Genomic DNA, 23,198 nt, shown 5'->3' with positions numbered 1-23,198 from the left:
GTGTTGTTGGACAATTTCTTCATCATCCCGGCCATAAATGCCACTTCGCGACCACCGACGCCAATATCGCCCGCCGGTACATCCGTATCCGGCCCCAGATGACGGTACAGTTCGGTCATCAGCGCCTGACAGAAACGCATCACTTCGCCCTGACTTTTCCCTTTCGGATTAAAATCAGAACCGCCTTTACCGCCGCCCATTGGCAGGGTGGTCAGCGCATTTTTAAAGGTTTGCTCAAAGCCGAGGAATTTAAGAATCGATAAGTTCACCGACGGATGAAAACGCATCCCGCCTTTATACGGCCCGATAGCCGAGCTGAACTGCACGCGCCAGGCACGATTAACCTGCACCTGATTTTTGTCGTCGGTCCATGCCACGCGGAACTGAATCACACGCTCCGGCTCGACCAGCCGCTCCAGCAGGCCCTGCTGCTGATAATGCGGGTTCTGCTCGATAAAAGGCCACAGTGAAGTAAACACTTCACGCACCGCCTGCAAGTATTCTGGCTGATGCGGATCACGTTGTTGTACAGAGTTTAAGAACGACTCCAGAGAGTTAAAACCTTCCATTAAATCTTCCTTATGCCAGATGAGCTTCCCCGAAAACGATTTGATAATTTTTTAGAATAATCACGGGGGTGATATTGTGCATTTCCGACTATAACATTGGTTTTTAGCGGCACAACAAAAAAATCACCAGAAGATGGCAAGGGTTAACCGGCTCGCTGAAGGGTTATCGATATAAGAGTAAATGCCACTGAGATCAAATAACAGCGAAGTCATAATGATTTAAAAACGTTTAAACACAGACAGTTACATGGCATATATTTTTAAAGGCAGGATTTTTATCACTCTGATGAGTTATTCAATAGTGATTTGTATTACACAGGTAAATATATATAACAGCCGTGATAATGATAATAAAAAATAATATCAGCTGGCTGGGGCGATTGCCGCACTAATAATCCGGGGACAAAAAACCCCGCAGCGCGGGGTTTCAGGATTAATGACTAATGTAATTCCCTCTTAATCAGAAAGGAATGTCGTCATCAAAATCCATTGGTGGTTCATTGTTGTTGGCTGGCGCGTTGTTCTGCTGCGGGCGAGATTGCGCGCCGCCGCTGAACTGGTTGTTATTGCCGCCCTGTGCTGCCTGTGGCTGCTGAGGCTGACCCCAACCATTGTTGTTGCCCTGGCCGCCACCGGCTGGTGCGCCGCCGCCCTGACCACGGCCGCCCAGCATCTGCATGGTGCCGCCAACATTGACTACCACTTCAGTGGTGTATTTTTCAACGCCAGCCTGGTCAGTCCATTTACGCGTCTGCAGTGCACCTTCGATATACACCTGAGAGCCTTTACGCAGGTATTCGCCTGCCACTTCAGCCAGCTTGCCAAACAGCACAACACGGTGCCATTCAGTCTTCTCTTTGGTTTCGCCGGTCTGCTTGTCACGCCAGCTTTCAGACGTGGCCAGGGTAATGTTGGCAACCGCACCACCATTCGGCATGTAACGGACTTCCGGATCCTGACCCAGATTTCCGACAAGAATCACTTTGTTAACGCCTCTGCTGGCCATGTTGGTGTCTCCGATGAATATTCAGTTAAGTCTAAACCCTAAATTCTAACATGGCATCCTGCCAGTTCCTACTTTCAGATCAACCTCGAAAAAAGCCTCGCCTGGTGACAGCGTTGCAAACAAACACTGGATATCCATTCAGGTTTTTTTGTGTCATAATTAGACGTTTGGTTCTGGCTGTGCCGCTCCTGACGTTGGAGAAACCGGCACAGTGAGGTCTGCGTTAATCCGGGAAATGTGCATGGATAAGATTGAAGTCCGGGGTGCCCGCACCCACAATTTGAAAAACATCAACCTGACCATCCCTCGCGACAAACTGATCGTTGTCACCGGCCTGTCAGGTTCCGGTAAATCCTCGCTGGCGTTTGATACGCTGTACGCTGAGGGTCAACGTCGCTATGTGGAATCCCTTTCCGCCTATGCACGTCAGTTTCTCTCCTTAATGGAGAAGCCGGATGTCGATCATATCGAAGGTTTGTCGCCAGCGATTTCGATCGAGCAAAAGTCGACCTCCCATAACCCGCGATCCACCGTGGGGACGATCACTGAGATTCACGACTACCTGCGCCTGCTGTTTGCCCGCGTGGGCGAGCCGCGCTGCCCCGATCACGACGTGCCGCTGGCGGCGCAAACCGTCAGTCAGATGGTTGATAATGTACTGGCGCAGCCGGAAGGCACGCGGCTGATGCTGCTGGCACCGGTGGTGCAGGATCGTAAAGGTGAGCACGCCAAAACGCTGGAGAATCTGGCGTCTCAGGGCTATATCCGCGCCCGTATTGATGGCGAAGTCTGTGACCTGTCCGATCCGCCGAAGCTGGAGCTGCAAAAGAAACACACCATTGAAGTGGTGGTTGACCGCTTTAAAGTGCGCGAAGACTTATCTCAGCGTCTGGCCGAATCGTTTGAAACCGCCCTGGAGCTTTCCGGCGGTACGGCAATTGTCGCCGATATGGACGATACCAGCAGGGAAGAGCTGCTGTTTTCCGCTAACTTTGCCTGCCCGATTTGTGGCTACAGCATGAGTGAGCTGGAACCCCGCCTGTTCTCGTTTAACAACCCGGCCGGGGCGTGCCCAACCTGTGATGGTCTCGGCGTGCAGCAATATTTCGATCCGGATCGCGTGGTGCAAAATCCTGAGCTGTCGCTGGCCGGCGGCGCAATCCGCGGCTGGGATCGCCGTAACTTCTACTATTTCCAGATGCTGCGCTCACTGGCGGAACACCTCGATTTTGATATCGAAGCACCGTTTAACCAGCTGGAAGAGAAAGCGCGCAAAGTCATTCTTTACGGCTCCGGTAAAGAAAATATCGAATTTAAGTACATCAACGATCGCGGTGATACTTCCGTGCGCCGCCATCCGTTTGAAGGCGTGCTGCATAATATGGAGCGCCGCTACAAAGAGACCGAATCCGCCGCGGTACGCGAGGATCTGGCGAAATTTATCAGTAACCGCGCCTGTGCCAGCTGTGAAGGCACGCGCCTGCGTCGCGAAGCCCGTCATGTGTTTGTGGAAAACACCACCCTGCCGACCATCTCAGATATGAGCATTGGTCATGCCATGGAGTTTTTCCAGAACATGAAACTTAGCGGCCAGCGCGCACAAATCGCCGAAAAAGTGCTGAAAGAGATTGGCGACCGCCTGAAATTCCTGGTTAACGTCGGTCTGAATTATCTGTCGATGTCGCGCTCAGCTGAAACTTTGTCCGGTGGTGAAGCGCAGCGTATTCGTCTGGCCAGCCAGATTGGTGCCGGGTTGGTTGGCGTAATGTATGTGCTTGATGAGCCATCGATTGGTCTGCATCAGCGTGATAACGAGCGCCTGCTGGAAACCCTAATCCACCTGCGTAATCTCGGTAATACCGTGATTGTGGTAGAGCATGATGAAGACGCGATTCGTGCCGCCGACCATGTGATCGATATCGGCCCAGGTGCCGGGGTGCATGGCGGTCAGATCGTCGCAGAAGGCACGGTCGACGATATTATGGCGAAAGAAGATTCGCTGACCGGCCAGTTCCTGAGCGGCAAACGCGAGATTGCGATCCCGCCGCAGCGGGTGCAGGCCGATCCGACCAAAGTACTGAAACTGGTGGGCGCGCGCGGTAACAACCTGAAGGATGTGACCTTAACGCTGCCGGTCGGGCTGTTCAGCTGTATTACCGGCGTTTCCGGTTCCGGTAAATCCACGCTGATTAACGATACGCTATTCCCGATTGCTCAGCGCCAGCTTAATGGTGCCACCATCGCTGAACCTGCGCCGTATCGCGAGATCTCCGGGATGGAAAATTTCGACAAGGTGATCGATATCGATCAAAGCCCGATTGGACGCACACCGCGCTCTAACCCGGCGACCTATACCGGCATCTTTACGCCGGTGCGCGAACTGTTTGCCGGCGTGCCGGAAGCCCGTGCGCGTGGCTACAATCCGGGGCGTTTCAGTTTTAACGTGCGTGGCGGCCGCTGTGAAGCCTGTCAGGGCGACGGTGTGATCAAGGTTGAGATGCATTTCCTGCCGGATATCTATGTGCCTTGTGACCAGTGTAAAGGTAAGCGCTATAACCGCGAGACGCTGGAAATTAAGTACAAGGGTAAGAGCATTCACGAAGTGCTGGAGATGACCATTGAAGAAGCGCGTGAGTTCTTTGATGCCGTTCCGGCGCTGGCGCGTAAGCTGCAAACGCTAATCGATGTTGGCTTGTCGTATATTCGTCTTGGCCAGTCGGCGACGACGCTGTCCGGTGGTGAAGCGCAGCGCGTGAAGCTGGCGCGTGAGCTGTCGAAACGCGGCACCGGTCAGACGCTGTATATCCTGGATGAACCGACCACCGGTCTGCACTTTGCTGATATTCAACAGTTACTGGAAGTCCTGCATCAGTTGCGCGATCAGGGCAATACCATTGTGGTTATCGAGCACAATCTTGATGTGATTAAAACCGCTGACTGGATTGTCGATCTCGGCCCGGAAGGCGGCAGCGGCGGCGGGGAAATCCTCGTTTCCGGTACGCCGGAAACTGTTGCGAAATGTGAGAAATCACATACCGCGCGCTTCCTGAAGCCACTGTTGAACATGTAAAACGCTGCGGGGCCAGTCGCTACTGGCCCCCGCTTTCTTTGTGCTTTTTCTCTTCAGCCACTCTTTGCTTATTCCCGCAAAATCTCGCAGAAACAGGCAAGATTTCGACACATTCAGGCATACCCGCCTTGCCGCTCACTGACTAAGCTTAATACTCCGATCTTTTCGGCTGCTGCCGTGTTAAGCAGCAATCGCTTTTCCTTCATGACACAACATCAACTTAATCTGGAGATACCATGAATATTACGCACGCCTGGGCTGCTCAGGACGCGAAATCTAAGCTGGCCCCCTTCGATTACCGACCGCGTGAACTTCGTGAACATGATGTGCAAATTGAGGTTCTTTTTTGCGGCGTCTGCCACTCGGATATTCATCAGGCCCGCGATGAGTGGAAAAATACCATTTTTCCGGTGGTGCCAGGGCATGAGATTGTCGGACGCGTAACGGCTGTCGGTGGCCACAGCCACAAATATAACGTGGGCGATCTGGTCGGCGTCGGCTGTATGGTCGATTCCTGTCGCACCTGCTCCAGCTGTGAAGAAGGTTTAGAGCAGTATTGCGAAAATGGCTTTGTTGGCACCTATAACGGCGAAGATCGTCAGACTGGCGATATCACCTATGGTGGCTATTCAACGCAAGTTGTAGTGCATGAAGACTTCGTGCTGCGCGTACCGGAAAACCTTGATCCGGCAGGTGCCGCGCCGCTGTTGTGCGCCGGTATTACCACTTTCTCACCGCTGAATCACTGGGGTGCCGGTCCGGGCAAAAAAGTCGGTATCGTCGGTCTGGGTGGCCTGGGTCATATGGGGGTGAAAATCGCCCACGCGATGGGCGCGCATGTGGTGCTGTTTACCACTTCGGAATCGAAAGTGGCCGACGGCAAACGCCTCGGCGCGGATGAAGTGGTGATTTCCAAAGACCCCGAGCAGATGGCGCAGCACGCCAATAGTTTTGATTTAATTATCAACACGGTTGCCGCGCAGCACGATCTGAATCCGTTTATCGCCCTGCTGCGTCGTGACGGCAATATGACGCTGGTCGGCGCACCAGAACACGACCATCCGTCACCGCAGGTATTTAACCTGATCTTAAAGCGTCGCAGCATTGCCGGTTCGCTGATCGGCGGGATTGCTGAGACCCAGGAGATGCTGGATTTCTGCGGTAAGCACAATATCGTTTCTGATATCGAAATGATTAAGATGAATCAGATTAACGAAGCCTACGAGCGCATTCTGAAAAGCGACGTGAAGTACCGTTTCGTGATTGATATCGATACCTTACGCAACGAAGCAACCGCGTAAGCGTGCGCAGCCGGTCATACTGATGGCCGGCTGTTATCCGCCGTGATGGTTGCCGGTACCACGGGTGTTGATCGCCTGCTGCAACGAGGCGTCCACCAGATAGTAAATCTGCGAATCTTTCAGCGATCCATCAAGAAATACTGTGCTCCAGTGTGATTTATTCAGATGCTCGCTGGGTGAAACGTCCTGATGTTTTTCGCGTAACAGTTCGGTCAGCGCAGGCGACGCCTTTAACGACACCGCCGGTCGCCCCTGTACCTCATGCACCATCGCAAACAGCACGTCATCGACTTTAATCTGCGTGGCTTTCCAGTCACTGTGCACACTCTGTTCTGCACCGGATTTATTCATGCAATAAGAAAGCAGATCCGAAGTGTTCATTATTATTCCCCTTGTAGGGTGGCAACAATCTGACGTGCACCGCCGTGAACGCGATGTTCTCCCAGCCAGATTCCCTGCCACGTGCCGAGTACCAGACGCCCACGACTGACCGGCAACAGCAGCGACGTACCCAACAACGACGACTTGATATGGGCAGGCATATCATCAGCGCCCTCATAGTCATGCTGGTAAGGCGCGTTTTCAGGAACATGACGTAAGAAATGCTGCTCCATGTCGCTACGCACAGTGGGGTCACAATTTTCATTCAACGTCAGCGAGGCCGAAGTATGCTGCAAAAGCAGATGCAGCAGGCCGATCTGCACATCCTTCAGGCGACGAAGCTCACCGACAATCTCTTCGGTTACCAGGTGAAATCCTCGCGATTTTTCACCGAGGGTAAGGGTCTGCTGATACCACATCTCAAAATTCCTTAGCTGAATAACTCTGGTTAAGTGTGCAGCATGTCGACCAAAGGTAAACCCGTTACCGGAAAATAGCCAAAAAAAAGCAGCCGGCCATGCCCGCTGCTTTTCTGTCGCGTGAATGCTGGGGTGTTAAATTACCGCAGCAAAAGCTTCCGCCACCTGATGAACATTATTGGCATTCAGACCCGCCACACACATACGGCCACTGGCGATCAGATAGACACCAAATTCCTCACGCAGACGGTCAACCTGCTGCTCACTGAACCCGGTGTAACTGAACATACCACGCTGCTTCAGCAGATAGTCGAAGTTAGTACCCGGTACGGCCGCAGCCAGCACGGAAACCAGTGACTGACGCATCTCGAGAATACGTAAACGCATCGCTTCCACTTCGGCCAGCCAGCTGGCTTTCAACGCTTCATCATTCAGTACGCAGGAAACCACCTGGGCGCCGAAATTAGGCGGGCTGGAGTAGTTACGACGTACCGTTGCTTTCAGCTGCCCCAGCACGCATGCCGCTTCGCCAGCGTCATCACATACCACCGACAGGCCGCCAACGCGCTCGCCGTACAGTGAGAAGATTTTTGAGAACGAATTGCTGACCAGCGCTGGCAGGCCAGCGGCAGCGATAGCGCGGATGGCGTAAGCATCCTGTTCCATGCCATCACCAAAGCCCTGATAAGCGATATCGAGGAACGGCACCAGCTCCTGAGATTTCAGCACTTCCGTGGTGATATCCCACTGCGCATCGGTCAGGTCGGCACCGGTCGGGTTATGGCAGCACGGATGCAGCAACACAATACTTTGTTTTGGCAGCGTCTTTAACTTGGCAATAAAGGCATCAAACTGCACGCCGTTGGTTTCGGCATCAAACCACGGGTAGGTATTAACCTCGAATCCCGCGCCGGAGAAGATAGCAACATGGTTTTCCCAGGTAGGATCGCTGACCCAGACATTCGAATTCGGGAAGTAGCGTTTCAGGAAGTCAGCACCGACTTTCAGCGCACCGGAACCGCCCAGCGTCTGAATGGTGGCGATGCGTCCGGCTTTCAGCGCCGGATGTTCAGTACCAAACAGCAGTGGCGCAATCGCATTACGGTAAGCAGGCAGACCTTCCATTGGCAGATAGAGTGAGGCCGCCTGTGGTTGTGCGTTCAGACGCTCTTCGGCTACGGCAACCGCCTGCAGCTGTGGGATCACACCCTGTCCGTCATAATACAAACCGATGCTCAAATTCACCTTGTGCGGTCGCGTGTCCTGTTTAAAGGTCTCCATTAACGAGAGAATTGGATCGCCAGCGTAGGCATCAACGTTTTGAAACACGGTGCAGATCTCCATAGATTAGATTTATCAGTAAACCGCGTCGCTGCGCGATTGTTACTCTTCAGACGTCGTAACGTCCGGGACGATGGTTCATGGCGATGATCAGATTAAGGATCACCGCGCCACAAATCGATGCCGCCAGCATCGGTAACGACACCACAAACAGTGATGCCAGCACCACGCAGGTGTCGACTGCCATTTGTAGTTTACCGGCGCGAATACCGAAGCGGTCCTGCAACCACAGCGCCAAAATATTGACGCCGCCAAGACTGGCTTTATGGCGAAACAACACTATAAACCCAATTCCCATTATCAGGTTACCGAACAGTGTCGCATAAAATGGATTGAGTGCCTCAAAATGGACAAAAAGCGGATGCAAATGGGTAAACAGCGAGACCAGGCCTACCGCGCAGAAGGTTTTCAGGGTAAATGCCCAGCCCATACGCCGCAGCGCCAGCCAGTAAAACGGCAGATTAATCACAAAGAATGCGATGCCGAACGAGCTGTGGGTCAGGTAACTCATCAGAAAGGCGATGCCAGCGGTACTGCCAGTCAGCGCACCGGCCTGTTTCAGCATCACCACGCCGAATGACACCATCAGCGTACCGATCAGTATTGCCAGACAATCTTCAACCCAGGTATGTGGAATTTTTTCAACGGGTGCAAAGGAAGGAGCAGTATTATTCATCTGTCTGATTCTCAAATTATTGACACGATCAGACAGCAAAAATCGCACCAGGTCGGCAGTACAAATGACTACCAGCGGCACCTGAAAGATTAACTCATTGATAATTAATCTGCTTTATTTGAAAGCTTTGTGTATGCAATCAGCGTCAAATTACCCAATCACGCATAAAGAAGCCAATTAATGCACAAATCACGCAGCACCAGGTTGATTCATGCACCAAAATCGCGCACTACGCACCATTTTGGCGCACCTTGCTATCCGGTAACATCATCAGACCATTCTCTTTCAGACGATTGAGAACCACCGACGTTTTGACGTGTGACACGCTCTGATGTCCGGCAACCAACTGACTGATCAGTGCACTTAATCCCGCCAGATCGGAAACCGCGACTTTGAGCAGATAGTCGGCATCGCCAGTGGTTTTATAAGCATCCACAATCGAGGTTTGTTCCGCTACCATGCGATGAAAACTTTCAACGTATTCAGCGGTGTGATTGATCAGGCGCACTTCGATCAGACCAATCATGCCGAGGCCCACCGCATCCGGCGAAAGCCGCGCGTGATAGCCGAGGATCAGATTAGCTTGTTCGAGATTGATGCGGCGGCGCGAGCATTGTGATGCCGACAGCCCGACTAAATCACTCAACTCCTGATTGGTGAGACGGCCATTTTTTTGCAGTAAAGTCAGTATTTTAAGGTCAAAGTCGTCGATGCTGGTCATTATCGATCCGTGTTGTCTGTTAAGGCGTCATGCTATTACAGATAACCGCAATCTTTGTGGTGCTGTCCAACACTATTTTATGATGACAAGACGGGAGTGATTAGAAATTCGAATGGGCGGGGTTCTCGCCGCCCGCGTGAGGGTTTGCACCCTGCGGGCCATCAGGACGGGAGCCGAAAACGGCTCCCCTACAAGGCTTCGACGAAGGGTAAACTATTCGTCGTCGTATTGCGGACCAGCATAATTATCGAAACGCGACCACTGACCGTTAAAAGTCAGACGCACGGTGCCGATTGGGCCGTTACGCTGTTTACCGAGAATGATTTCCGCGATGCCTTTCATATCGCTGTTCTCGTGGTAAACCTCATCACGATAGATAAACATGATTAAGTCGGCATCCTGCTCGATGGAGCCTGATTCACGCAGATCCGAGTTAACCGGACGTTTATCAGCACGTTGTTCCAGCGAGCGGTTAAGCTGCGACAGCGCCACGACCGGCACTTGCAACTCTTTTGCCAGCGCTTTCAGCGAGCGCGAGATTTCTGCAATCTCCAGCGTACGGTTGTCGGAAAGTGATGGCACACGCATCAGTTGCAGGTAATCGATCATAATCAGGCTTAAGCCGTCATGTTCACGGAAAATACGGCGCGCACGCGAACGCACCTCCGTTGGGGTCAGGCCGGAAGAATCATCGATATACATATTCTTCTTCTCGAGCAGAATCCCCATGGTGGCGGAGATACGTGCCCAATCCTCATCATCCAGCTGGCCGGTACGAATCCGCGTCTGATCGACACGTGACAGTGAAGCCAGCATACGCATCATAATCTGTTCGCCGGGCATCTCCAGACTGAAGATCAGCACCGGTTTATCCTGCAACATCGCGGCGTTTTCACACAGGTTCATCGCAAAGGTGGTTTTACCCATCGATGGACGTGCGGCGACAATAATCAGATCCGATCGCTGCAAGCCTGCGGTTTTTTTATTCAGATCCTGATAACCGGTATCGACGCCGGTAACACCGTCATGCGGCGTCTGGTACAGCGACTCAATACGCGAAACCGTGGCTTCCAGAATCTGATCGACGCTTTTTGGCCCTTCATCTTTATTGGCACGGGTTTCGGCAATCTGGAAGACGCGCGATTCAGCCAGATCCAGCAGATCTTCACTGCTGCGCCCCTGCGGATCATAACCGGCATCGGCAATTTCGTTAGCGACCGAGATCATATCGCGCACGACCGCACGTTCGCGCACGATATCGGCATAGGCACCGATGTTCGCCGCACTTGGCGTATTTTTGGATAACTCGGCCAGATAAGCAAAGCCGCCGGCCATATCAAGTTCGCCCTTCTGCTCCAGCGATTCAGAGAGGGTAATCAGGTCGATGGGCTTGCCCATTTCCAGCAGGCGCTGCATTTCACCGAATATCATACGATGCGGACGGCTAAAGAAATCTTGCGCGACCACACGTTCGGCAACGTTATCCCAGCGCTCGTTGTCCAGCATCAAACCGCCCAACACGGACTGCTCCGCTTCCAGCGAATGAGGCGGTAATTTCAGCCCTTCCATCTGGCGGTCGCGAGTTTCGCTCGATTTGTTGGTGGGTTTATTTCCTGCCATAGTGAATGCAATACCGAAAATCAGTTGAGAAGACGCGCAAGTATACTCGTTTGTGCGCTTAATATCCTCCCATCAATCAACAGGAGTGAGCATGGCAAAGCGGATACAAATTAGCCAGCATGGCGGCCCGGAAGTGTTGCAACTGGTCGATATCGACCTCGCCGATCCAGCGGCCCACGAAGTACAGATAGAGAATAAAGCGATAGGTATCAATTATATTGATACCTATTTCCGCAGCGGCCTCTATGCGCCAGCCAGTATGCCTTCCGGACTGGGTACTGAAGCGGCGGGAGTTGTCAGCAAAGTGGGTTCGGCGGTAACGGTGTTGAAGCCAGGCGATCGCGTGGTTTATGCGCAGTCCACGCTGGGTGCCTATAGCGAACGGCACAATGTCGATGCCAATAAAGTGGCACTGCTGCCGGATGCGATTTCGTTTGAGCAGGCGGCAGCCGCGTTTCTGAAAGGGCTGACGGTACACTACTTGCTGCGTCAGACGTATGAAGTCCAGCCGGATGAAGTGTTCCTGTTTCATGCCGCTGCCGGTGGTGTCGGTTTAATCGCCTGCCAGTGGGCGAAAGCGCTGGGCGCGCATTTGATTGGCACCGTGGGTTCCGCGGAGAAAGCCAGACTGGCAAAGGATTCCGGCGCCTGGGCCACCATCAACTATCGCGAAGAAGATATCGCACAACGCGTCAGCGAACTGACCGATGGCAAAAAAGTGCGCGTGGTATATGACTCGGTGGGTAAAGACACCTGGGAAGCCTCACTGGACTGCCTGCAACGACGCGGTCTGATGGTGAGCTTTGGTAATTCATCCGGCCCGGTCAGTGGCGTGAATCTGGCGATACTTAATCAGAAAGGCTCGCTGTATGTGACTCGCCCTTCGCTGTTTGGCTATATTACTAACCGCGAAGAACTACAGCTGGCCAGCAGTGAACTGTTTTCACTGATTGCCAGCGGCGCGATTAATGTCGATGTGCCAGAGCAGCAAAAATTTGCCCTGGCGGATGCGCAGCAGGCACATAAAACACTGGAAAGCCGTGGCACTCAGGGGTCGAGTTTATTGATTCCTTGATTTACCGAAGTCAGAGGGACTTTCTGCTGAAAGTCTCTCTTTAAATCCAGCGAATAATCATAGGGAGTATGTTCCTTAGTCAATCTTGCTTCTCTCTTATGCGGATAAAAGCAGATATCAAAACGTTTTGTCAGGTTATCACTGCGTATCCAATACACATGCCCGGCAGCATTACGCCATGACTGATAATCCAGGGTAGTAAGATAATCTACTAACGGTTGCAGCGAATTAACATTACTAAAGCGAATTTCACTTCTATTATACATTGCCATCCATCGCATAATAGAAGAAATAGTAATCCTGCGAGATTTTCAGTGCGTTTTTTACTTCCTCATCAGTTAACAGATGGTAGTTTAAAAAATCCTTTTCAGTATAGCCGATAGCGCTCACCAGAGTAATTTTTAAAAATAAGATAAGGATCGCAAGAAGCATAATTAAGGCAATGAAAATAATCAGGCATCCCTTATGCTTTTTCATGTAACTCTCTTAATGCTGTTATAGTCATCAGTGATGATACGCACATCATCACTTTCAAAATTAGTAAAGCGCGTGATTTCACGCATAAAAGGTGGGAGTAACACTTTATAAGGTTTGGCATCGGGATGGAGAGCTGGGTCGGGAAACAGCAACGGTTTAAAACTCTTATTCTTAAACTGGCCTATGGGCCCATAGTGATCCCAGCGCCGCAATGCATCTTATTTACTGACGGGCTTGAAAAGTGGAAAATAATTTTTTGGTCGTACCACACGATAAAATCCCAGCAAGTCGGAAACCAAATCTTCGCCACTGTAACCGCTGTCATTAATCCAGCTAAAAAACCAGTTACTCTGGAAAGTTTCAAATATATGGGCCGTTTTCATCATCATTGCCAACGCAATGCTGATCTGTTCTTCCCTGGGTAAACCTTTTTTAATCCGCCAGCGGACCGCCTTGGTAACTTTTAACTTAGTTTTATCATCTCCTTTGGCATGGCCTAAGTCTACCCAGACTAACACCTCAGTATAAACTAACCCTTCTTTGGCTTTAGCAGCATCAGTACCATCAATAATATCATCACGCGTACTCATTATTCCCTTAATATAATTACCGCTCCCTATACCAGAGTGATAATTTCATAAAGAAACTTCTTCTGCAGCTTAAATCAGAGGAATTGTGAGGAATATCTAAATCGGCGGGAATTTTTCGAATGCGATAAATGCGAACGGGGCTTCCCGCAGGAAGCCCCTTTTTCTTTTTATAGTTCGCGCTGTTTGTAGGGTCAGCGGCGATGAATACGTTTTCGACTCAACGGTTCCCATACTGGCAGAAAACATAAGTAAAAAATATGTTTAATTGCGAAAAACAGCTAAGCAAACCGCCATGATGTGATCCAGCCCGCATTCCTGCCGGATAGTTTTTAGTCAATCCGTTGATTAATCAACGAGATGACCAGCGATCCCGGCGAATTTTAGGCTTGTTAAAGGCGCGATAAATCCAGACTGCAACCACTGCCAGAATCAGCCATGGCAACATCTTGATTACAATCGCAAACAGCCCGCCGACCATCATTACCAGCGTGGCGACCACCAGCGCAGCCAAAATGCCCAGTAAAGAGACGCCGGTCAGCAGCAACATTAAAAAGAATCCAGACACAAACAGGATTTCCATACGGCAAGCTCCATAAAATAAAGTACTGGTTAACTAATACAAGAAGCATGCCAAACAGCTGAAAAATGGTAACTTATTGAATATAAGTATATTGACAGGAAAAAGCAGAAAGGAAGTTGGTGAAATTGATTAACAGATGGTCAGAAATTAACTAACACGGGCGACGACACGCCGCCCGAAAATAACCCGCTTAACTCACTGGCGTTGCAGCAGGGATTTTATCCGCAACCAGTGACAGTGCTTTTTCCACTACCTCAACATCCGCGCCCGGCTTATGGGCATTTTCACTGAGATAACGACGCCATTGACGCGCGCCCGGAATGCCCTGGAACAAGCCCAGCATATGGCGAGTGACATGGCCAAGGTAAGTGCCTTTTGACAGCTCAGCTTCAATATAAGGATACATTGCCCGCACCACCGCAACCGGATCGCTGGCCGCGCTATCAAGGCCAAATAGCTCGCGGTCAACCTGCGTCAGGATGCCAGGGTTCTGATAAGCTTCGCGTCCCATCATCACGCCATCCAGATGCAGCAGATGCTGTTTCGCCTCATCCAGCGTTTTTACGCCGCCGTTCAGTGACAACGTCAGCTGTGGAAAATCGCGTTTCAGTTGATAGACGCGATCGTAATCCAGCGGCGGAATTTCACGGTTCTCTTTCGGGCTAAGACCCGAAAGCCAGGCTTTACGCGCATGAATAATAAACATTTCGCAGCCGCCCTGCGTGGCAACCGTGGAGATAAAGTCGCAGAGAAACTCGTAGCTATCCTGCTCATCAATACCAATACGCGTTTTGACCGTGACCGGAATCGACACCACGTCACGCATCGCTTTAATGCAATCCGCTACCAGTGCAGCTTCGCCCATCAGGCAGGCACCAAAACGACCATTCTGTACCCGATCGGACGGGCAACCGACGTTCAGGTTGATTTCGTTGTAGCCACGCGCTTCTGCCAGTTTGGCACACTGTGCCAGCGCGGCCGGATCACTGCCACCCAGTTGCAACGCCACCGGCTGCTCCTCTTCACTCCAGGCGAGATAGTCGCCTTTACCGTGAATGATCGCACCGGTAGTGACCATCTCAGTGTACAGCAGCGTTTGCTGCGTAAGCTGACGGTGGAAATAACGGCAGTGGCGATCGGTCCAGTCAAGCATTGGCGCGATTGAAAAACGGTGTGCAGGTAGATTCTGGGTCATGAAAAACGATAACTCTGTGCGGTGGAATCGATGTCGATAATATGCGCAATGATATCACAGAATGGTGATGGGGCGAGGGATGCCTCGCCCAAAAGCCACGGTCAAAAGCTAAAGCCCAGCTGCGCCATTGCGCCCCAGGTATTGTCATTACCGACTGAGCCAGCCAGATCAAGATGTGCTGAGTGGTTAAACGGTGATAAACCTAAACCCGCTGTCGCCACATTCACATCATTAGACTTGATATCGGCGCGATAGCCCGCCCGCAGTTGCAGCCAGTCCAGCAGACGATATTCAGCCCCCACGCCGACATACTGGCTGTCTTCCTGAGTTTTAAAGCGCTTAGTCGGGGTTAAATCCACATCAAGGCTGGTTGTCAGTTTCTCACTGTTCCATGCCAGGCCCGAAGTGACCAGCGGACGAATCTGCCAGGTATCGCGATAACCGGCAATCTCTTTGGTATCAATATTACGCGGAATCAGGTTTTGAGCGCTCAGGCCGAAGGTCCAGTTATCGTCGATATCCGTCGCCAGCCCCGCATCGAGGTTAAAACCGGTATTGCTGTTTTTATAGCGACTATTGGTAAAGTCTGACTTGTTGTAGTCGTAAACCGACACGCTGTAATTATACAGCCAGGTTTTCTGTAGTTTTGGCGTGACGCCAAGCGAAACCGGATGACCCGCGATATCAAACTGATGTGCCACGGCAATGCCCGTATCGGTGACCACCGCAGCGCGCCCCAGCCCGGCAGAGGTTAAACGATCCTGATCGCCCGGCAGGGGAAAAAGAGTGCCATCAGCCACCCCTTGTAAATAATCAATATCCCCCTGTGAAACATCTGTCGCCAGATGCACGCTGCCATAAGCTTTGGTAACAAAAGCAAACGGCAGCACCTCATTGGGAACCGCCACCACCACCGCAACACCGGCAGTGCCGGAGGATTTATTACCGCGAATATCGTCCAGACGCTTTGCCAGATCGCCGGAAGCTGCCTGCAACTTCGGATAATCGGCAAACGAGAAGTTGTCGGCCAGGCCGCGATAACCGTCTACCGCACTGGAAATATCATCGACTTTATCGACCAGTTTATCTTTATCGGTCACCTGAATGCCGACGGAGGGAATGATGACACTGACCTCATCGCCCGGCTGCGCCTTGGTCAGTAATGCCGGGTTAGCCAGCGCTGCACTGCCAAAGGTGGATGAAGCCACCCCGGTCCCCCCCATCGCGTCATTACGCGCATCATAGTAATTCCCCGCAGCAATACTGCTGAAGGGAATCATGATTAATGCATTCAGCACACCAGGACAAGAGACCCTAATCGCACGCTTTAAAGTTTTTCCCATTTATCTGCTACCACCCGAATTTGAATATTGAGACGAAAAATGCACGCAGCAGTGCCTGCCCCAAATGGTGATGATTCAGGTTGAGGGCTTATAGCTGTGATTTCACTCGATTTTCAGCAGGCCTATATGATAAGCACAACTTAACAGTAGACAGCATTCCGGCAGGTAGCAAATAGATAATACGGTTTATTATCTATTAAAATCAGCTTAATCTGCGAAACAGATAATATTAGAAAACTTTATATTTACGGGCATATTGTCAGTTTAAGTACTAATTTTCAGCAAGTTATCACCGCCAACGCCGCTTACTGTGCCATAAAACAGAGGATTCGGCGTTTTATGCCGCACGTGATAAAATAACATTTCAATTCGGTCCGGAGATCCCTCATGAGCGCTATCGTTCCTGAACAACTTTTGTCGCAGGCAGAGAAACTTTGTCAGCAGCGCAACGTGCGCCTGACGCCTCAGCGTCTGGAAGTTTTGCGTCTTATGACCGAACAGAAAGGTGCTATCAGCGCTTACGATCTGCTGGATTTATTGCGCGCATCTGAACCTCAGGCTAAACCACCAACCGTCTATCGGGCACTCGATTTTCTGCTGGAGCAGGGATTTATTCATCGTGTGGAGTCAAACAACAGCTATGTGGTTTGCCACCATTTCGAAGAGCCGCAACATACGTCGGCGATGCTGATTTGCGATCGCTGCGGTTCGGTCAATGAGAAGCACGCTGAAGGCGTAGAGGATATTTTGCAGGCACTGGCGCGACAGTCAGGCTTTGCCCTGCGTCACAGTGTAATCGAAGCGCATGGTTTGTGTGTGGGTTGCCGGGAAGTAGAAGCCTGTACACATCAGGAAAACTGCCAGCACGATCATACCGTAGTGAGTAAAAAGCGGGGTCGTTAGGAACAGAGTTTAAAGTGGCACACTCCGTGTGCCTTGGGGTAGGAGCATCGTCCTTAAATGAACTTTAATACTTTGAGGACTACCAGCGATGATCGCTGTTATGGGTTTCCCAGTCCGTGACTTCTTTCTCCGCTTCATCCTTAGCGTAACCATAACGTTCCTGGATTTTACCCACCAGTTGATCGCGTTTACCTTCGATCACCGTCATGTCGTCGTCGGTTAATTTACCCCATTTTTCCTTCACTTTACCTTTAAACTGTTTCCAGTTACCGCCGGCTTGGTCGCTATTCATAATATCTTTCCTCTACCTTAGGTGATAACAGCTTTGGTGTTTCGTATTAGCTACGTTTCTACTGTTAGAAGAAAACGCTGTCCATTCGCTAAACACAGAGTTAATTATAGTATCTAAAGCGTATGGCGAGCCGATATGTAGCAATTACTTCTGCCTGAGAAGCTTCAGCATAGAATAACTGGCTGAAAAATAGTGATTTTTAGGCTAAAAAACCCATAAGCCCGCCATGTAACTAAATATGTCAGCCAGGTAGCCAGCTATTATTCCGCCAGTGCTTATGCCAGATGAGCCACAACGATAATCCCCGCAGCAGCAGAAACACCATGACCGCCAGCCATAAACCGTGATTACCCAACCACGGCACCGTCAGCAGGGTCAGGCCATAGCCAACGGCAGCAATCGCCATGCCATTACGCATTTCGCTGCCGCGTGTAGCGCCAATGAACATGCCGTCCAACAGGTAACACCACACACCCACCAGCGGTAACACCATTTGCCATACCAGATAGCGATCGGCCATTTCACGTAACTCAGGCAGTGAGGTCAGCATGGACACAATCGCTTCACCACTGACGGCATAAATCAGCGAGAAGCCGAGCGCCACCAGTCCCGCCTGTCGGCAGGATGCATACCACACCTGCATTAATTTGCTGCTGTCACGCGCGCCATAAGCTTCGCCAGAGTAAGCTTCAACCGCATAGGCAAAACCATCCAGCGCATAGGCGGTAAAGGTCAGGAACATTAACAGCACCGCATTGACCGCGACCACTTCACTGCCGAGCCGCGCGCCAAGGATGGTAAGGGAAGCAAAACAGAGTTGCAGCAGCAGTGAGCGCAGCATAATGTCGCGGTTAAGGCGCAGCAGGCGACTGAAATCGCCATGCAAACCCTTTCTCAGCAGGGCTGATGAGATACCCCGCAGTTTAAGCACCCGCCAGACCATTACCAGGCCAATTACCAGCGTGACATATTCAGCGATGGCGGTTGCCGCCGCTGCGCCCTGCACGCCCCACTGCAAACCAATAACAAACCACAGGTCGAGCAGGATATTAACCAGATTACCCACCACCAGCAGAATCACCGGCGCACGCGCATACTGCACGCCCAGCAGCCAGCCGAGGATCACCAGGTTAGCCAGCGTCGCCGGAGCACTGAGCCAGCGTACCGACATAAACAGATGGGCCTGATACAACACCTCACCGTTGCCGCCGACAACCAGGGTTGCCAGCGTGCTAAGCGGCTCTTTCAGCGCGACAAACAGCAGGCCAGCGATAACCGCGATCAGCAGCGGCTGCATCAGTGCCCGCGCCAGCGCCGGTTTATCACCGGCACCAAAAGCTTGTGCAGTTAATCCGGTGGTGCTCATTCGCAGAAACAGCAGCAGCATAAACAGGAAGCTGGTTGCCGTGGTACCAATGGCAACACCACCGAGATAGGCTGGGCTGTCAAGATGGCCAATAACCGCAGTGTCCACCAGGCCGAGCATCGGCACGGTGATATTAGACAGGATCATTGGCAGTGCTAAGCGCCAGAGGTTTTTATCGGTAACAGTGAAGAATCGCATAGGCTTCCACAACGCGATTAAGCGGCACAGCAAAGCTGGCGCAAAAGTGGAGAAAGATTAAGCAGTTTTCAGCGCGTGCCTCCGAAAGAAATCAGCACGCGCTAATAAGAAGATGGACTACAGCCAGTTGCCGTTGCGAATCACGCCGACCGCCAGGCCTTCAATCGTCAGGGTTTGCTGACGCAGATCGATAACAATCGGCTGGAACTCACTGTTTTCAGGCAACAGTTGAACCACATTGCCTTGTTTTTTCAGTCGTTTAACGGTGACTTCATCATCGATACGTGCCACCACAACCTGGCCATTACGCACGTCCTGCGTTTTATGGACTGCCAGCAGATCGCCATCCATAATACCGATATCTTTCATCGACATACCGCTGACGCGCAACAAGAAGTCGGCATTAGGCTTAAACAGGTTGGCATCAACCTGGAAGTGGCCTTCAATATGCTGTTCTGCCAGTAACGGTTCACCCGCTGCGACGCGTCCGATCAGCGGCAGACCGCTTTCGTCTTCCATCATCAGGCGGATACCGCGCGAAGCGCCGGAAACGATCTCAATCACACCTTTACGCGCCAGCGCTTTCAGATGTTCTTCCGCAGCATTGGGGGACCGGAAACCTAATTGCGAGGCAATTTCGGCACGTGTAGGAGGCATACCCGTCTGATTGATATGGTCACGAATCAGATCATAGACCTGCTGCTGCCTTGCCGTTAATGCTTTCATTCCGCCCCCTGGTTGTTTATACAGTCGCTGTGAGTATATACAGGTATTCTCTGCTTTGAAACCTAAAGCTGTGTAAAAAACAACTGTTTGTCAATTTCTGCGATATCAGGCGATATGTGGCCACAGCAACATTATCCAGACGAAAACCGCCAACAGTATGCTGAGTAATACTGCCGCAGAACCCATATCTTTGGCGCGCCCGGAAAGCGGATGCATTTCGCTGCCGATACGGTCAACCACCGCTTCAATCGCGCTGTTAAGAATTTCGACGATAATCACCAGCAGCACCGAACCAATCAGCAGCACACGAGTGATGGCATCCACATCAAGCCAGCAGGCGAGGATAATCGCCACAATCGCCGCGACTGACTCCTGTCGAAACGCCGCTTCGTTTTGCCAGGCAGCGCGCAATCCTTTCCACGAATAACCTGCCGCTTTCACAATTCGCGTCAGTCCGGTTACATTATTTGCCATAATCAGGGAACCCTTTGAGATGTTTAACGTCCACCACAGGGTGGCGCACGTATTGCAACACAACAGATCTTAATAGCGCTTTCTGGTATGCTTGCCGCGCTTTGCTAACAAGAGGCTTCATGTTGTCTATGTCAGGTTGGCGTAATTTCTATTATAAGTTACTAAACTTACCCCTCTCATTTCTGGTGAGAAGTAAGGCTATTCCGGCCGATCCGGTAGCTGAACTCGGGCTCGATAGTTCGCGCCCCATTATGTATGTATTGCCTTATGATTCAAAGGCGGATCTCCTTGCATTGCGATCGCAATGTCGTAAACGCGACTTGCCCGATCCACTGGATCCGCTGGAAATCGATGGCACGGTTTTGCCACGCCATGTGTTTATCCACGATGGCCCGCGCGTGTTCCCCTATTTCGTCCCTAATCTGGAGTCGGTAAAGCTGTTTCACGAGTATCTGGATCTGCATCGCAGTAATCCGGATCTTGACGTGCAGATGGTACCGATTTCTGTGATGTTTGGCCGTGCGCCGGGTCGTGAAATTCAGGGTGAGCAGACGCCGCATCTGCGCGTGCTGAACGGCATCCAGAAATTCTTTGCCGTTCTCTGGTTAGGGCGCGACAGCTTTGTGCGTTTCTCGCCTACCGTGTCACTGCGTCGCATGGCGACCGAGCACGGCACCGATCAAACCATCGCTCAAAAGCTGGCTCGTGTGGCGCGTATGCATTTCGCCCGTCAGCGCCTGGCGGCCATCGGACCACGTTTACCGGTGCGTCAGGAGCTGTTTAGTCGGCTGCTGCAATCCAAAGCCATCGCGAAAGCGGTAGAAGAGGAAGCGCGCAGCAAAAAAATCTCCCATGAGAAGGCGCAGCAAAACGCCGTTGAACTGATGGAAGAGATTGCCGCGGACTTCTCCTACGAGGCGATTCGCCTTACCGACCGCGTGATGAGCTGGACGTGGAGCAAGCTTTATCAGGGCATCAATGTCAATGGCGGTGAACGCGTCCGTCAGCTGGCGCAGGATGGCCATGAGATTGTCTATGTTCCCTGCCATCGCAGCCATATGGACTACCTGCTGCTGTCGTATGTGCTGTATCACCAGGGCTTAGTGCCGCCGCACATTGCGGCCGGTATCAATCTGAATTTCTGGCCAGCTGGCCCGATCTTTCGCCGTCTGGGCGCGTTCTTTATCCGTCGTACTTTTAAAGGTAATAAGCTGTACGCCACGGTGTTCCGCGAATACCTCGGCGAGCTGTTTACCCGCGGCTATTCGGTTGAATACTTCGTTGAAGGAGGGCGTTCGCGTACCGGGCGTCTGCTCGATCCGAAAACCGGCACCCTGTCGATGACCATTCAGGCAATGCTGCGCGGTGGTAACCGCCCTATCACGCTGGTACCCATCTATATCGGCTATGAACACGTGATGGAAGTGGGAACCTACGCCAAAGAGCTGCGTGGTGCCACCAAAGAGAAAGAAGGCTTTATGCAGATGGTACGGGGTTTACGCAAACTGCGTAATCTCGGCCAGGGCTACGTCAACTTTGGCGAGCCGCTGCCGCTGGTTAACTATCTCAATAAGCATGTGCCTGAATGGCGTGATTCGATTGATCCTATCGAAGCGCAGCGCCCGGCCTGGCTGACGCCAACGGTGAATGACATTGCTCAGCGCGTGATGGTACGGATTAACAATGCCGGTGCCGCCAACGCAATGAACCTGTGCGTCACCGCGCTGCTGGCGTCTCGTCAACGCTCGCTGACGCGCGAACAGCTGACCGAGCAGCTCGACTGCTACATCCAGCTGCTGCGCAATGTGCCCTACTCGCCTGATGCTACCGTACCGGATATGACGGCGGAGGCTCTGCTGAACAGCGCGCTGGGAATGAATAAATTTGAAACCGAGCAGGACAATATCGGTGACATTATTATTCTGCCGCGTGAGCAGGCGGTGCTGATGACGTATTACCGCAACAATATCCATCATATGCTGGTGCTGCCGGCGCTGATTGCTGCCATTGTGCAGCAGCATCGCGAGATATCGCGGGCGGAGCTGTTGCGTCAGGTCGGCGTGATCTATCCGATGCTGAAAAGTGAGCTGTTCCTGCGCTGGAATAAAGAGGAACTGTCACAGGTGCTGGATGAGCTGATTGTTGAGTTGTCACGTCAGGGTCTGGTCACTGCTGATGAAACCAGTCTGCGCCTGAATCCGTCACGTTTCCGTACCTTGCAACTGCTGGCCGCTGGGGTGCGCGAAACGTTACAACGCTATGCGATTACCTTCTCGATTCTCAGTGCTAATCCGGCCATTAACCGCGGCTCACTGGAAAAAGAGAGCCGCACCATGGCTCAGCGCTTGTCAGTGCTGCACGGAATTAATGCCCCGGAATTCTTTGATAAAGCGGTATTCTCTTCACTGGTGCTGACACTGCGTGATGAAGGCTATATCAGTGATACCGGTGATGCGCTGATTGAACAGACGCAGAAAGTTTATCTGCTGCTGGCCGATCTGATTACGCAAGAAGTTCGCCTGACCATTGAGAGTGCCGTCGCCCCCGAGGCAGTGATTAACGCTTAATAGCATGATTTATGCAGTATCGAAAACGCCCGATAATTTATCGGGCGTTTTTTTTGATCAGAACAAGCGGAAAAACCTCAGTAACCGCCATCGTACGGTGATAATTGTGGTTTGATCTTTCTCCTCCGTATGCAATTTACTCAATCTCCTTTCTTTATTGCTTACAGGAGTGGGCGATGAATATGTGTTTATTGGGATATAACGGTGAGCGTTGCGATCCGGTCAGTGAAGTCACGCATCTGGGCAACGGTTATCGCGCCTATAATCCGGGGTTGCAGCGTTTTAACTGCCCGGACGGCTGGAGTCCG

General features: G+C 51.8%; 22 protein-coding genes. 5 read left to right on the top strand and 17 right to left on the bottom strand.

Going from position 1 to position 23,198, the window contains the following annotated elements:
- The coding region (locus tag NG42_RS23650; RefSeq protein WP_052902082.1) for a Glu/Leu/Phe/Val dehydrogenase dimerization domain-containing protein at nucleotides 1-569 on the bottom strand (569 nt) is incomplete at its 3' end.
- Nucleotides 570-1,029: 460 nt separating this feature from the next.
- Nucleotides 1,030-1,575 (bottom strand): single-stranded DNA-binding protein SSB1, encoded by a 546-nt coding sequence (ssb1, locus tag NG42_RS18795; protein ID WP_052902066.1) that lies wholly within the window; start codon nucleotides 1,573-1,575, stop codon nucleotides 1,030-1,032.
- Between the two features lie 241 nt (nucleotides 1,576-1,816).
- Here ssb1 and uvrA point away from each other — a divergent pair, with 241 nt between their 5' ends.
- Entirely contained in the window at nucleotides 1,817-4,645 is a 2,829-nt protein-coding gene (gene uvrA / locus NG42_RS18790; protein ID WP_052902063.1) for an excinuclease ABC subunit UvrA, read from the top strand.
- A gap of 236 nt (nucleotides 4,646-4,881) precedes the next feature.
- Nucleotides 4,882-5,946, top strand: coding sequence for an NAD(P)-dependent alcohol dehydrogenase (locus NG42_RS18785; protein ID WP_052902061.1), 1,065 nt, complete (start codon nucleotides 4,882-4,884; stop codon nucleotides 5,944-5,946).
- Nucleotides 5,947-5,979: 33 nt separating this feature from the next.
- Here NG42_RS18785 and NG42_RS18780 read toward each other — a convergent pair whose 3' ends face one another.
- The 6 genes from NG42_RS18780 to dnaB form a co-directional block, all read right to left on the bottom strand.
- The gene (locus NG42_RS18780) at nucleotides 5,980-6,327 is read right to left on the bottom strand and encodes an MmcQ/YjbR family DNA-binding protein (RefSeq protein ID WP_052902059.1); all 348 of its coding nucleotides are present in this window, start codon (nucleotides 6,325-6,327) and stop codon (nucleotides 5,980-5,982) included.
- 2 nt (nucleotides 6,328-6,329) lie between these two features.
- The gene (locus NG42_RS18775; RefSeq protein ID WP_052902057.1) at nucleotides 6,330-6,746 is read right to left on the bottom strand and encodes a secondary thiamine-phosphate synthase enzyme YjbQ; all 417 of its coding nucleotides are present in this window, start codon (nucleotides 6,744-6,746) and stop codon (nucleotides 6,330-6,332) included.
- A gap of 135 nt (nucleotides 6,747-6,881) precedes the next feature.
- Entirely contained in the window at nucleotides 6,882-8,075 is a 1,194-nt protein-coding gene (locus tag NG42_RS18770; RefSeq protein ID WP_156322204.1) for an amino acid aminotransferase, read from the bottom strand.
- A gap of 61 nt (nucleotides 8,076-8,136) precedes the next feature.
- Complete coding sequence (locus NG42_RS18765; protein WP_052902053.1) at nucleotides 8,137-8,763, bottom strand: YitT family protein; 627 nt, start codon at nucleotides 8,761-8,763, stop codon at nucleotides 8,137-8,139.
- A 229-nt stretch (nucleotides 8,764-8,992) separates the two neighbouring features.
- Entirely contained in the window at nucleotides 8,993-9,484 is a 492-nt protein-coding gene (locus NG42_RS18760; protein ID WP_052902051.1) for an Lrp/AsnC family transcriptional regulator, read from the bottom strand.
- Between the two features lie 213 nt (nucleotides 9,485-9,697).
- Nucleotides 9,698-11,104, bottom strand: a complete 1,407-nt coding sequence (dnaB, locus tag NG42_RS18755; protein ID WP_052902049.1) for a replicative DNA helicase — start codon at nucleotides 11,102-11,104, stop codon at nucleotides 9,698-9,700.
- A 91-nt stretch (nucleotides 11,105-11,195) separates the two neighbouring features.
- Between dnaB and NG42_RS18750 the strand changes: the two genes are divergently transcribed.
- Nucleotides 11,196-12,179: a quinone oxidoreductase gene (locus NG42_RS18750; RefSeq protein WP_052902047.1), complete on the top strand. Its 984-nt coding sequence runs from the start codon at nucleotides 11,196-11,198 to the stop codon at nucleotides 12,177-12,179.
- A 258-nt stretch (nucleotides 12,180-12,437) separates the two neighbouring features.
- Here the strand turns inward: NG42_RS18750 and NG42_RS18745 are convergent, their stop codons facing one another.
- From NG42_RS18745 to NG42_RS18725, 5 genes are all read right to left on the bottom strand, one after another.
- Nucleotides 12,438-12,656 carry a hypothetical protein gene (locus tag NG42_RS18745; RefSeq protein ID WP_052902045.1) on the bottom strand — a complete coding sequence of 73 codons (219 nt, stop codon included), beginning with the start codon at nucleotides 12,654-12,656 and terminating at the stop codon, nucleotides 12,438-12,440.
- Nucleotides 12,657-12,874: 218 nt separating this feature from the next.
- Entirely contained in the window at nucleotides 12,875-13,246 is a 372-nt protein-coding gene (locus NG42_RS23815) for a hypothetical protein (RefSeq protein WP_053115933.1), read from the bottom strand.
- A gap of 349 nt (nucleotides 13,247-13,595) precedes the next feature.
- Entirely contained in the window at nucleotides 13,596-13,826 is a 231-nt protein-coding gene (pspG, locus tag NG42_RS18735) for an envelope stress response protein PspG (protein ID WP_052902043.1), read from the bottom strand.
- Nucleotides 13,827-14,016: 190 nt separating this feature from the next.
- Nucleotides 14,017-15,021 (bottom strand): tRNA dihydrouridine(20/20a) synthase DusA, encoded by a 1,005-nt coding sequence (gene dusA, locus NG42_RS18730; RefSeq protein ID WP_052902041.1) that lies wholly within the window; start codon nucleotides 15,019-15,021, stop codon nucleotides 14,017-14,019.
- 101 nt (nucleotides 15,022-15,122) lie between these two features.
- Nucleotides 15,123-16,364 (bottom strand): conjugal transfer protein TraF, encoded by a 1,242-nt coding sequence (locus NG42_RS18725; protein ID WP_052902039.1) that lies wholly within the window; start codon nucleotides 16,362-16,364, stop codon nucleotides 15,123-15,125.
- Nucleotides 16,365-16,751: 387 nt separating this feature from the next.
- On the opposite strand from NG42_RS18725, the gene zur reads away from it, so the two are divergent.
- Nucleotides 16,752-17,267, top strand: coding sequence for a zinc uptake transcriptional repressor Zur (gene zur, locus NG42_RS18720; RefSeq protein WP_052902036.1), 516 nt, complete (start codon nucleotides 16,752-16,754; stop codon nucleotides 17,265-17,267).
- Between the two features lie 79 nt (nucleotides 17,268-17,346).
- Here zur and NG42_RS18715 read toward each other — a convergent pair whose 3' ends face one another.
- From NG42_RS18715 to NG42_RS18700, 4 genes are all read right to left on the bottom strand, one after another.
- The gene (locus NG42_RS18715; RefSeq protein ID WP_052902034.1) at nucleotides 17,347-17,559 is read right to left on the bottom strand and encodes a CsbD family protein; all 213 of its coding nucleotides are present in this window, start codon (nucleotides 17,557-17,559) and stop codon (nucleotides 17,347-17,349) included.
- A gap of 241 nt (nucleotides 17,560-17,800) precedes the next feature.
- Nucleotides 17,801-19,123: an MATE family efflux transporter DinF gene (gene dinF / locus NG42_RS18710; RefSeq protein WP_052902032.1), complete on the bottom strand. Its 1,323-nt coding sequence runs from the start codon at nucleotides 19,121-19,123 to the stop codon at nucleotides 17,801-17,803.
- A 117-nt stretch (nucleotides 19,124-19,240) separates the two neighbouring features.
- The gene (gene lexA, locus NG42_RS18705; RefSeq protein WP_052902030.1) at nucleotides 19,241-19,849 is read right to left on the bottom strand and encodes a transcriptional repressor LexA; all 609 of its coding nucleotides are present in this window, start codon (nucleotides 19,847-19,849) and stop codon (nucleotides 19,241-19,243) included.
- 105 nt (nucleotides 19,850-19,954) lie between these two features.
- Nucleotides 19,955-20,323: a diacylglycerol kinase gene (locus tag NG42_RS18700; RefSeq protein WP_052902028.1), complete on the bottom strand. Its 369-nt coding sequence runs from the start codon at nucleotides 20,321-20,323 to the stop codon at nucleotides 19,955-19,957.
- A gap of 128 nt (nucleotides 20,324-20,451) precedes the next feature.
- On the opposite strand from NG42_RS18700, the gene plsB reads away from it, so the two are divergent.
- On the top strand, nucleotides 20,452-22,890 hold the full coding sequence (plsB, locus tag NG42_RS18695; protein ID WP_052902026.1) for a glycerol-3-phosphate 1-O-acyltransferase PlsB: 2,439 nt from the start codon (nucleotides 20,452-20,454) through the stop codon (nucleotides 22,888-22,890).
- Nucleotides 22,891-23,198 lie beyond the last annotated feature (308 nt).

The organism is Winslowiella iniecta, assembly GCF_001267535.1.
In the GTDB taxonomy this organism is placed as follows: domain Bacteria; phylum Pseudomonadota; class Gammaproteobacteria; order Enterobacterales; family Enterobacteriaceae; genus Erwinia; species Erwinia iniecta.
The sequence above is the reverse complement of the archived record's forward strand: the minus strand, read 5'-3'. Positions and strand labels throughout refer to the sequence as shown.

Excerpts from the sequence above, each read along its gene's own strand:
- dusA (WP_052902041.1), bottom strand. The coding sequence starts at position 15,021 with ATGACCCAGAATCTACCTGCACACCGTTTTTCAATCGCGCCAATGCTT.
- NG42_RS18725 (WP_052902039.1), bottom strand. The coding sequence starts at position 16,364 with ATGGGAAAAACTTTAAAGCGTGCGATTAGGGTCTCTTGTCCTGGTGTG.
- NG42_RS18745 (WP_052902045.1), bottom strand. The coding sequence starts at position 12,656 with ATGAAAAAGCATAAGGGATGCCTGATTATTTTCATTGCCTTAATTATG.
- NG42_RS18785 (WP_052902061.1), top strand. The coding sequence starts at position 4,882 with ATGAATATTACGCACGCCTGGGCTGCTCAGGACGCGAAATCTAAGCTG.
- NG42_RS18700 (WP_052902028.1), bottom strand. The coding sequence starts at position 20,323 with ATGGCAAATAATGTAACCGGACTGACGCGAATTGTGAAAGCGGCAGGT.
- ssb1 (WP_052902066.1), bottom strand. The coding sequence starts at position 1,575 with ATGGCCAGCAGAGGCGTTAACAAAGTGATTCTTGTCGGAAATCTGGGT.
- dnaB (WP_052902049.1), bottom strand. The coding sequence starts at position 11,104 with ATGGCAGGAAATAAACCCACCAACAAATCGAGCGAAACTCGCGACCGC.
- dinF (WP_052902032.1), bottom strand. The coding sequence starts at position 19,123 with ATGCGATTCTTCACTGTTACCGATAAAAACCTCTGGCGCTTAGCACTG.
- pspG (WP_052902043.1), bottom strand. The coding sequence starts at position 13,826 with ATGGAAATCCTGTTTGTGTCTGGATTCTTTTTAATGTTGCTGCTGACC.
- NG42_RS18780 (WP_052902059.1), bottom strand. The coding sequence starts at position 6,327 with ATGAACACTTCGGATCTGCTTTCTTATTGCATGAATAAATCCGGTGCA.
- NG42_RS18775 (WP_052902057.1), bottom strand. The coding sequence starts at position 6,746 with ATGTGGTATCAGCAGACCCTTACCCTCGGTGAAAAATCGCGAGGATTT.
- lexA (WP_052902030.1), bottom strand. The coding sequence starts at position 19,849 with ATGAAAGCATTAACGGCAAGGCAGCAGCAGGTCTATGATCTGATTCGT.
- NG42_RS18750 (WP_052902047.1), top strand. The coding sequence starts at position 11,196 with ATGGCAAAGCGGATACAAATTAGCCAGCATGGCGGCCCGGAAGTGTTG.
- uvrA (WP_052902063.1), top strand. The coding sequence starts at position 1,817 with ATGGATAAGATTGAAGTCCGGGGTGCCCGCACCCACAATTTGAAAAAC.
- NG42_RS18715 (WP_052902034.1), bottom strand. The coding sequence starts at position 17,559 with ATGAATAGCGACCAAGCCGGCGGTAACTGGAAACAGTTTAAAGGTAAA.
- zur (WP_052902036.1), top strand. The coding sequence starts at position 16,752 with ATGAGCGCTATCGTTCCTGAACAACTTTTGTCGCAGGCAGAGAAACTT.
- NG42_RS18765 (WP_052902053.1), bottom strand. The coding sequence starts at position 8,763 with ATGAATAATACTGCTCCTTCCTTTGCACCCGTTGAAAAAATTCCACAT.
- NG42_RS18760 (WP_052902051.1), bottom strand. The coding sequence starts at position 9,484 with ATGACCAGCATCGACGACTTTGACCTTAAAATACTGACTTTACTGCAA.
- NG42_RS23815 (WP_053115933.1), bottom strand. The coding sequence starts at position 13,246 with ATGAGTACGCGTGATGATATTATTGATGGTACTGATGCTGCTAAAGCC.
- plsB (WP_052902026.1), top strand. The coding sequence starts at position 20,452 with ATGTCAGGTTGGCGTAATTTCTATTATAAGTTACTAAACTTACCCCTC.